Source organism: Actinomadura craniellae (genome assembly GCF_003289645.1).
In the GTDB taxonomy this organism is placed as follows: domain Bacteria; phylum Actinomycetota; class Actinomycetes; order Streptosporangiales; family Streptosporangiaceae; genus Actinomadura_D; species Actinomadura_D craniellae.
This window is the reverse complement of sequence record NZ_QLYX01000029.1, coordinates 1-9,329: the sequence shown is the minus strand read 5'-3', so window position 1 is coordinate 9,329 and position 9,329 is coordinate 1. Positions and strand designations below refer to the sequence as shown.

The window sequence follows — 9,329 nt, the reverse complement described above, 5'->3', positions numbered from 1 at the left end:
CTAGGGCAGAGGGCGTGATGGTGGCCAGGGCGGTGGTGAAGTCCTCGGCATCACGGCCGATGACCACGGCCCGGTGATCGAAGGTGGCGCGGGTGGTGACCAGCGACGCCCCAATGTCGTCAGGGGTGAGGTCGCGATGGGCGGTGACGAACTCGCGAAGCCGCCGCGCTTGGTCGGCCAGCGCGTATCTGGTCTTGGCCGAGATCACCCATGGCACCGAGGCCCGGTCGACGGGCCGTGCATCAACGACAGGTTCCTGGAACCGCCCGTCCTCCAACGCCCCCTCACCAGTCAGGGCCTCCCCTTCCGACCTGGTCTCCCCCTCGAACCGGGTCTCCCCCTCAGGCAGGGACTGCCCATTGGAGAGAGGCTGTCCCTGCGCCACGGCCTGTCCGTCCTCCAGCGCCTTCTCCCCGGTCAGGACCTCCTCGTCAGTCCGGGACTGGGACTGCCCATTGGGGCGGGGTTGTCCATGGACGGCGGCCTGCCTGCCGACGGTGGCTTTGCCGCCCGACTGGGGCCGGCCGTTGGGCGAGGCGGAGGTCTCGGGTGGGCTTTGGAGGATGAGGTGGGCGTTGGTGCCGCTGATGCCGAAGGAGGAGATGGCGGTGCGGCGGGTGGGTTCGTCATGCGGCCATGGGGTGGGCCGGGTGAGCAACTCGATGTTGCCGCTGTCCCAGTCGGCGTGCGGAGTCGGCTCGTCGATGTGCAAACTGGCGGGCAACTGGCCGTGATGCATGGCGGTGGTCATTTTGATGACGCTGGCGATGCCCGCGGCCGCCTGGGTGTGGCCGATGTTGGATTTGATCGACCCCAGCAGTAGCGGCCGGTTGGTGGGTCGGTGTTGCCCGTAGGTGGCCAGCAGGGCGTGGGCTTCGATGGGGTCGCCCAGGCGTGTGCCGGTGCCGTGGGCTTCGACCGCGTCGACCTGGTCGGGGGTGAGGCCCGCGTTGGCCAGCGCCTGGCGGATGACGCGTTCTTGGGCGGGGCCGTTGGGGGCGGTGAGTCCGTTGCTGGCGCCGTCTTGGTTGACGGCGGATCCGGCGATGATGGCGAGGATGGGGTGGTTGTGGCGTTGGGCGTCCGACAGGCGTTCTAGGACGATGATGCCGGCGCCTTCGCTCCATCCGGTGCCGTCCGCGGCGGCGGCGAACGACTTGCAGCGCCCGTCGGGGGCCAAGCCGCGTTGGCGGCTGAACTCCACGAAGACGGTGGGTGTGGACATCACCGTCACACCCCCCGCCAACGCCAACTCACACTCACCGCTGCGCAGCGCTTGGGCGGCCAGGTGGATGGCGACCAGCGACGAGGAACAGGCCGTGTCGATGGTGACAGCCGGCCCTTCCAACCCCAAGGTGTAGGCGATCCGACCCGAGGCGACACTGGCGGAGGCGCCGGTGAGCAGCTGTCCCTCGTACCCGGCCGGAACCGACCGCAACCGAGACGCGTAATCGCTGTACATGACCCCCGTGAACACCCCGGTCGGTGTACCGCGCAACGCCTCCGGGGTGATCCCCGCGCGTTCGATCGCTTCCCAGCTGGTTTCCAGCAGTAGTCGCTGTTGCGGGTCGATTGCGGCTGCTTCCCGGGGCGAGATGCCGAAGAACTCGGCGTCGAAATGGTCGGCGTCGTAGAGGAACCCGCCCGCCCGCGTGTAGCAGGTGCCCGCCCGTTCCGGATCCGGGTCATACAGCTCCTCCACCGGCCACCCCCGGTTGACCGGGAACTCACCCATCGCGTCCCGCCCGGCACGGACCAGCTCCCACAACTCCTCCGGCGAAGCCACCCCACCAGGAAAACGACACGCCATCCCCACCACCGCCACCGGCTCATCGACCAGACCCGTGGTGGTCGGCGTCGCGGCTTGGACCCGACTTCCGGTCAGCTCCGCGCGCACCACCCGCGCCAGGGCGTCCGGGGTGGGGTGGTCGAAAAGCGAGGTGGTCGGCAGCCGGAGGCCGGTGGCCGCGTTGAGCCGTTCCCGGAGCTCCACAGAGGTGAGTGAATCGAAGCCGAGCTGCTTGAACGCCAGGCCCGTATCAATGACTTGAGCACTGTTATGGCCCAGTACGACCGCAGCGTGCGCGCACACCAGATCGACCGCTGCCGCATGCTGATCGGCTTCAGGCAGGCCGGCCAGCCGTTGCGCCAGGGGGGTCAGGCCATTGGGCGCTGTCGGCGCGTGGTCTTCGCTCTCGGTGACCTCGATCGACGTCGACGGGGTGACCGGCGCTTCGACCTGTCGGCGAACCACGTCCGGCCAGTAGCGCTGTCGTTGGAAGGGGTAGGTGGGGAGGGGTTGGGGTGGTGTGGGGGTGGGGTAGAGGGTGGTCCAGTTGATGGGGGTGGTGTGGGTGTGGGCGGTGGCGAGTGCGGTGAGGAGGGTGGTTGTTGGGGGGTGGTTGCGGCGGAGTGTGCCGATGGCGGTGGGTTGTTGGTGGGTGGGTTGTTGGTGGGTGGGTGTGTGGGTGGTGTGGTTGGGGTGGGTGGTGTGGGTGTGGATGGTGTCGTTGATGGGTGTGGTGAGGATGGGGTGGGGGCTGGTTTCGATGAAGAGGTGGTGGTGGTGGTTGAGGAGGGTTTGGGTGGTGTGGTGGAAGTGGACGGGGTGTCGGAGGTTGCGGTACCAGTAGTCGGCGTCCAGGTGGGGGCCGGTGATGGGTTGGGTGGTGAGGGCGGAGTAGAAGGGGATGGTGGGGGTGGTGGGTTGGATGTGGGCGAGGTTGGTGAGGAGTTGGTTGCGTAGGGGTTGGATGTGGGGGGAGTGGGAGGCGTAGTCGACGGGGATTTGGCGGGCGTCGATGTTGTGGTGGGTGCAGTGGTGGAGGAAGGCGTTGATGGTGGGGGGGTCGCCGGAGATGACGGTGGTGTTGGGGCCGTTGATGGTGGCGATGGTGAGGTGGTGGTAGGGGCCGGTGAGGAGGGTGCGGGTGTGGTCGGCGGGGAGGGGGATGGCGGCCATGGCGCCGGTGCCGGCCAGGGTGGTGAGGGCTTGGGAGCGTAGGGCGATGATGTGGGCGGCGTCGGGGAGGGTGAGGGCGCCGGCGATGTAGGCGGCGGCGATTTCGCCTTGGGAGTGGCCGACGACTGCGGCGGGTTGTACTCCGTGGGATTGCCAGAGTCGGGCTAGTGAGACGGTCATCGCGAACAGTGTGGGTTGGACGACCTCGACGCGTTCTAGGTCTGGTGCTGCGGGGTGTTGTTGCAGGACGTCCAGGAGGGACCATCCGGTCAGTGGGTCCAGTTCCTGCGCGCATGCCTGGATCTGCTCGGCGAATACCGGGAAGGATTCCAGCAACCCCGCCGCCATTCCCGGCCACTGCGCCCCCTGCCCAGGAAACACAAACACCACACCACCACCCCCAACCCCGGCCCCGGCAGCGGCCCCGGCCCCAGCCCTAGCCCCGGCAGCGGCCCCGGCCCCGGCAGCGGTCCCGGTCCTACCAGCGGCCCCAGCCCCAGCCCCGGCAGCCGTCCCGGCACCGGCCCTGGCAGCGGTCCCGGAACCAGGCCCACCAGCGGCCCCAGCCCCTGAACCAGCCTCGGAACCAGACCCATCAGCGGTCCCGGCACTAGTTCCGGCAGCGGTCCCGGGAGCGGTCCCGGGAGCAGTGACCTCGCCAGCCGCAGTCCCACCAGCAGCCCCACCAGTAGCCTCGGCGGCGGTCCCACCAGCGACCGCGCCGTTAACGGCGCCAGTGCCAGCAGCAGTGCCAGTGCCAGCAGTGGTGCCGGCGCCGGTAACGGTGCCGGTGGCGGTGGCTATGGTGCCGGTGCCGGTGGCGGTGCCGGTGGCGGTGCCGGTGATGACCGCCGCGGACGGCCGACCCGCCGCCAAATCCCGCAACCCCTCCAGCAACTCACCCCGACCCACACCCACCACCACCGCACGATGCGCAAACAACACCGACCGCCCCACCACCAACGACCGACCCACCCCATACACCGACACCCCCGGCCGCTCACCCACCCACCCCGCCAACCGACCCGCCAACTCCACCAACCCCGCACCCGACCTCGCCGACAACACCCACGCCACCGCTCCCCCGGTGGCCTGGTCATCGGGTACGTCGGCGTCCTGCGTGCGGCCATCGGGTTGGTGGTCTGACAGCACCACATGGCAGTTCGTTCCGCCCATGCCGAACGAACTGACGCCGGCGAACAGCCGATCGTGCGGCCTCGGCCAGTCGCTGAGTGATCGCAGGACCCGGAGGTTCAAGTCGTCCAGAGGGATTTGCGGGCTCGGGTTCTCGAAGTTGAGACTTGGCGGGAGTTCCCGGTGGCTGATGCTCAGCACGGTCTTGAGCAGGCCGACGATTCCCGCGGCGCCCTCCAGGTGACCCACGTTCGTCTTAGCCGAACCGACCAGCAGTGGTCGGTCGGATGCCTGCGCGGCACCCAGTGCCTCCCCGAGTGCCGCCGCCTCGATCGGGTCGCCGACCTTGGTACCGGAACCGTGCAGTTCCACGTACTGGACGTCGGCGGGCCGTACCCCCGCCCGCTCATAAGCCCGGCGGATGACGTCCTGTTGAGCCGTGGCACTCGGCACGGTCAGACCACTCGTCGCACCGTCGTTGTTCACGGCGCTGCCGCGGATCACACAGTAAATCCGGTCGCCGTCGGCCAATGCGCTCTGAAACGGCTTGAGTACGACGACGGCGCCACCTTCCCCGCGTACGTAACCGTTGGCCCGGGAATCGAAAGTGAAGCACCGCCCGTCGGGAGAAAGTCCCCCGAATTTGGCCATGGAAACGGTGCTTTCCGGAACGATGTTGAGGTTCACTCCGCCGACGATGGCGAGGGTGGACTCGTCCCTGCGCAGGCTCTCACAGGCCAGGTGCACCGCGACCAGCGAGGAGGACTGCGCCGCGTCCACGGTCATGCTCGGTCCGTGCAGGCCCAGGGTGTACGACACCCGATTGGCGATGATGCTGCGATGCAGTCCGGTCAGGTTGTGCTGGGTGATCGCCTCAGCGCCCTGCCCGTAGAGCAGCATGGCGTAGTCATCCCAGATCGCTCCCATGAAAACGCCGGTGCGGCTATCTTTCAGTGTGGACGGAACGATCGCGGCGTCTTCCAAGGCCTCCCAGCTCAATTCCAGCATCAGCCGCTGCTGCGGGTCCATCGCCACAGCCTCACGGGGAGCGATATCGAAGAAGCCGGCGTCGAACCCGTCGATGTTCTCGATGAACCCGCCGTACCGGGTGGTGACCTTTCCCGGTGCTGCCGGATTCTCGTCGTACAGCGAATCAGCGGCCCAGCGGTCGGCGGGCACCTCGGTGATCGCGCTGACACCGGCGCGAAGGTTCTGCCAGAACGTCTCCGGATCGGGAGCCTTGGGGAGGCGACAGGATATGCCGACCACGGCTATCCACTGACTTTCCGCGCCATCCGTGGCCCGCGACTCGTCCATGAACTGACCTGATTCGCTACCATTATTCAACGTTCTCTCCTTATACTCCCGCCCGCCCACGATCACCGGTACGGCTAACGGGAGCCTTCGCTCCATCTAAAGCGTGGGGCGCGCCTGCCGAGCTGAGCACCGGCCGGCGGGACGTTCTGCGAGGTCCAGGCCCATACGTCCGGCCATGCGGACACCGGGATCGGCGGACGATCCGGCCGCTCCCTTTAGACCGGGATAAGCACGCCGTTAGGCCGCCGGGCGACCATGGCGGGGTTGAGCGGACTAGGCCAAGTCATTCCACCAGGTCTCTCGGCCGTTGCCCCACTTCGGAGACCCACGCCGAAAGAGCGCAGCATGAGCATGTTCGATCGCTATACCAGTCCCGTCGAGCCCGAAACCTGGGATGTCCCCGCAACCGGAGCGGCCCGATTCACCTGGGAGTACGACGAAGGGCGCGAACGCCTACTCTCCCTCTATCAAAAGGGGAAGGACAAGCAATGGGACTCCCAGAAGAGAATCGACTGGGAACTCGAAGTCGACCCACGAAATCCCTCGGGCAGGCCTGACAGGTTCAATCCGCTCACCGGCTCCGACATATGGGAAAAACTACCGCAGAAGAAAAGGGACGAGTTCACCCGGCACCATGGTTCGTGGCTGTTCAGCCAGTTCTTGCACGGCGAGCAGGGCGCGCTCACTGTCGCCGCCCGGATCGTGGAGTCGGCACCGGACCTGGACTCGAAGTTCTACGCCGCCACACAGGTGATGGACGAAGCCCGCCATGTCGAGCTCTACAACCGCTTCATCCAGGAGAAGATCGGGATGTATTACCCGATCAACCCGAGCCTGGCGCAGTTGTTGGAGGAGGCGCTGCGGGACTCCCGGTGGGACATGCCCTACCTCGGAATGCAGGTGCTCATCGAGGGGCTGGCCCTGGCCGGCTTCGGCGTGTACCGGGACATGTCCTCGAACGAGTTGGTGCGGCAACTCCTCGCGTACGTCATGCAGGACGAGGCGCGGCATGTGGCCTTCGGCAGGCTGGCGCTCAAGGAGTACTACGCCGAACTCTCGACGGCCGAGAAACTGGAACGCGAAGAGTTCATCGTCGAGGGCTGCTACCTGATGCGCGACCGGTTCCGCGGCCAGGAGGTCTTTGAAACCGTCGGGCTCCCGGTCGACGAATGCATGGAGTACGCCAACAACTCGCAGATCTCGAAGAACTACCAGGCCCGGCTGTTCACCCGGGTCGTTCCCTGCGTCCGCGATATCGGGCTCTGGGGAGAGCGCGTACAGCGGGCGTACGAGGACATGGGCGTCCTAGACGCGGCCAAGGCCGACCTCGGCGAGCTGATGGACCAGGACGAAGAGATCGCCGAACGGTACGACGCCGCCAAGCACGAGCAGGAACTCGCGCAACGTCGGGCAGAGGTCGACGCGGCCATCGCTGCCGCCGAAGAGTGACGAAAGAGAAGCAACCGCCCACAGGGACCCGCGTCCGTATCGGCCAAGCCTGAGAGCGGCCCTTTCCCCTGGCACTCGTGTGCGCGTGCCGGTGCCCGGATCAGAACCCACGGTGCCATTAAGGACTGGAGTCGAATGAGCAACGAGGACAAGCTCCGGGATTATCTCCGGCGCGCACTCTCGGAACTGCGTCAGACCCGTCAGCGTTTGCTCGAAGCCGAGTCCGGGACTGATGAGCCGGTGGCCGTGGTGGGCATGGCGTGTCGTTTCCCTGGTGGGGTGACTTCGCCGGAGGAGTTGTGGGAGCTGGTCCGCGCCGGCCGGGACGCGATGGGTGAGTTCCCGGCCAACCGGGGGTGGCCGGTGGAAGAGCTGTATGACCCAGATCCGGATCAGGCCGGTAAGTGCTACACGCGGGCGGGCGGGTTTCTGTACGACGCCGACCATTTCGACGCTGAGTTCTTCGGTATCTCGCCCCGGGAAGCAGCCGCGATCGATCCGCAACAGAGGCTACTGCTGGAAACCAGCTGGGAAGCGATCGAGCGGGCGGGGATCACCCCGGAGGCATTGCGCGGTACACCGACCGGGGTGTTCGCCGGGGTCATCTACAGCGATTACGCCGCTCGGTTGCGGTCCATCCCTGAGGGGTTCGAGGGGCATCTGCTCACCGGTAGCACCAGCAGTGTCGCCTCGGGTCGGATCGCCTACACCTTGGGGTTGGAAGGGCCGGCTGTCACCATCGACACCGCCTGTTCCTCGTCGCTGGTCGCCATCCACCTGGCCGCCCAAGCGCTGCGTAATGGTGAGTGTGAGTTGGCGTTGGCGGGGGGTGTGACGGTGATGTCCACCCCGAATGTGTTCATCGAGTTCAGCCGCCAACGCGGCCTGGCCCCCGACGGGCGCTGCAAGTCGTTCGCCGCCGCCGCGGACGGCACCGGATGGAGCGAAGGCGCCGGCATCATCGTCCTAGAACGCCTGTCGGACGCCCAACGCCACAACCACCCCATCCTGGCCGTGATCGCCGGGTCGGCGGTCAACCAAGACGGCGCCAGCAACGGACTCACCGCCCCCAACGGCCCCGCCCAAGAACGCGTCATCCGCCAAGCACTCGCCAACGCCCACCTCACCCCCGAACAAATCGACGCGGTCGAAGCACACGGCACCGGCACACGCCTGGGCGACCCCATCGAAGCCCACGCCCTGCTGGCCACCTACGGGCAACACCGGCCCACCGACCGGCCGCTCTACCTGGGGTCGATCAAATCCAACATCGGCCACACCCAGGCGGCCGCGGGCATCGCCAGCGTCATCAAAATGACCACCGCCATGCATCACGGCCAGTTGCCCGCCAGCCTCCACATCGACGAGCCGACTCCGCACGCCGACTGGGACAGCGGCAACATCGAGTTGCTCACCCGGCCCACCCCATGGCCGCATGACGAACCCACCCGCCGCACCGCCATCTCCTCCTTCGGCATCAGCGGCACCAACGCCCACCTCATCCTCCAAAGCCCACCCGAGACCTCCGCCTCGCCCAACGGCCGGCCCCAGTCGGGCGGCAAAGCCACCGTCGGCAGGCAGGCCACCACCCATGAGCAGCACCTCCCCGACGGGCAGTCCCGGCCCGAGGGGGAAGCCCGGCCCGACGAGGGGACCCCAACCGGTCAGGACGAGGGGACCCCGACCGGTCAGGACGAGGGGACCCCGACCGGTAAGAAGGCGCCGGAGGACGGGCAGACCGTGGCTCATGGACGGTCCCTCTCTGAGGGCCGATCCCGGGCCGAAGGGAAGACCCGGGCCGAGGAGCAGACCCAATCTGATGGTCAGTCCCGGGCCGAAGGGAAGACCCGGGCCGAGGAGCAGACCCAATCTGATGGTCAGTCCCGGGCCGAAGGGAAGACCCGGGCCGAGGAGCAGACCCAATCTGATGGTCAGTCCCGGGCCGAAGGGAAGACCCGGGCCGAGGAGCAGACCCAATCTGATGGTCAGTCCCGGGCCGAAGGGAAGACCCGGGCCGAGGAGCAGACCCAATCTGATGGTCAGTCCCGGGCCGAAGGGAAGACCCGGGCCGAGGAGCAGACCCAATCTGATGGTCAGTCCCGGGCCGAAGGGAAGACCCGGGCCGAGGAGCAGACCCGGTCGGAGGGGGAGCCCGGGTCGGAGCGGGAAGCGCGGCGTGATGAGGGGGCGCGGGAGAGCGCGCGGTTCGTGGAGCCTGTCGCTAACGTTCTGCTTGCTGGTGAGGCTTGGGTGCCCTGGGTGGTTTCGGCTAAGACCAGCGCGGCGTTGGCCGATCAGGCGCGGCGGCTTCGCGAGTTCGTTACCGCCCATCGCGACCTGACCCCTGACGACATTGGGGCGTCGCTGGTCACCACCCGCGCCACCTTCGATCACCGGGCCGTGGTCATCGGCCGTGATGCCGAGGACTTCACCACCGCCCTGGCCACCATCACGCCCTCTGCCCTAG

General features: G+C 67.5%; 3 protein-coding genes. 2 read left to right on the top strand and 1 reads right to left on the bottom strand.

Going from position 1 to position 9,329, the window contains the following annotated elements; all coding sequences use genetic code 11:
- A partial coding sequence (locus DPM19_RS35580; RefSeq protein WP_158567003.1) for a type I polyketide synthase occupies positions 1–5,413 on the bottom strand: 5,413 nt, incomplete at its 3' end.
- Positions 5,414–5,758: 345 nt separating this feature from the next.
- Here DPM19_RS35580 and DPM19_RS34585 point away from each other — a divergent pair.
- Entirely contained in the window at positions 5,759–6,862 is a 1,104-nt protein-coding gene (locus tag DPM19_RS34585; protein ID WP_111872328.1) for a ferritin-like domain-containing protein, read from the top strand.
- A gap of 135 nt (positions 6,863–6,997) precedes the next feature.
- Positions 6,998–9,329: type I polyketide synthase (locus tag DPM19_RS36680; RefSeq protein WP_233511119.1), on the top strand; the 2,332-nt coding region annotated here is incomplete at its 3' end.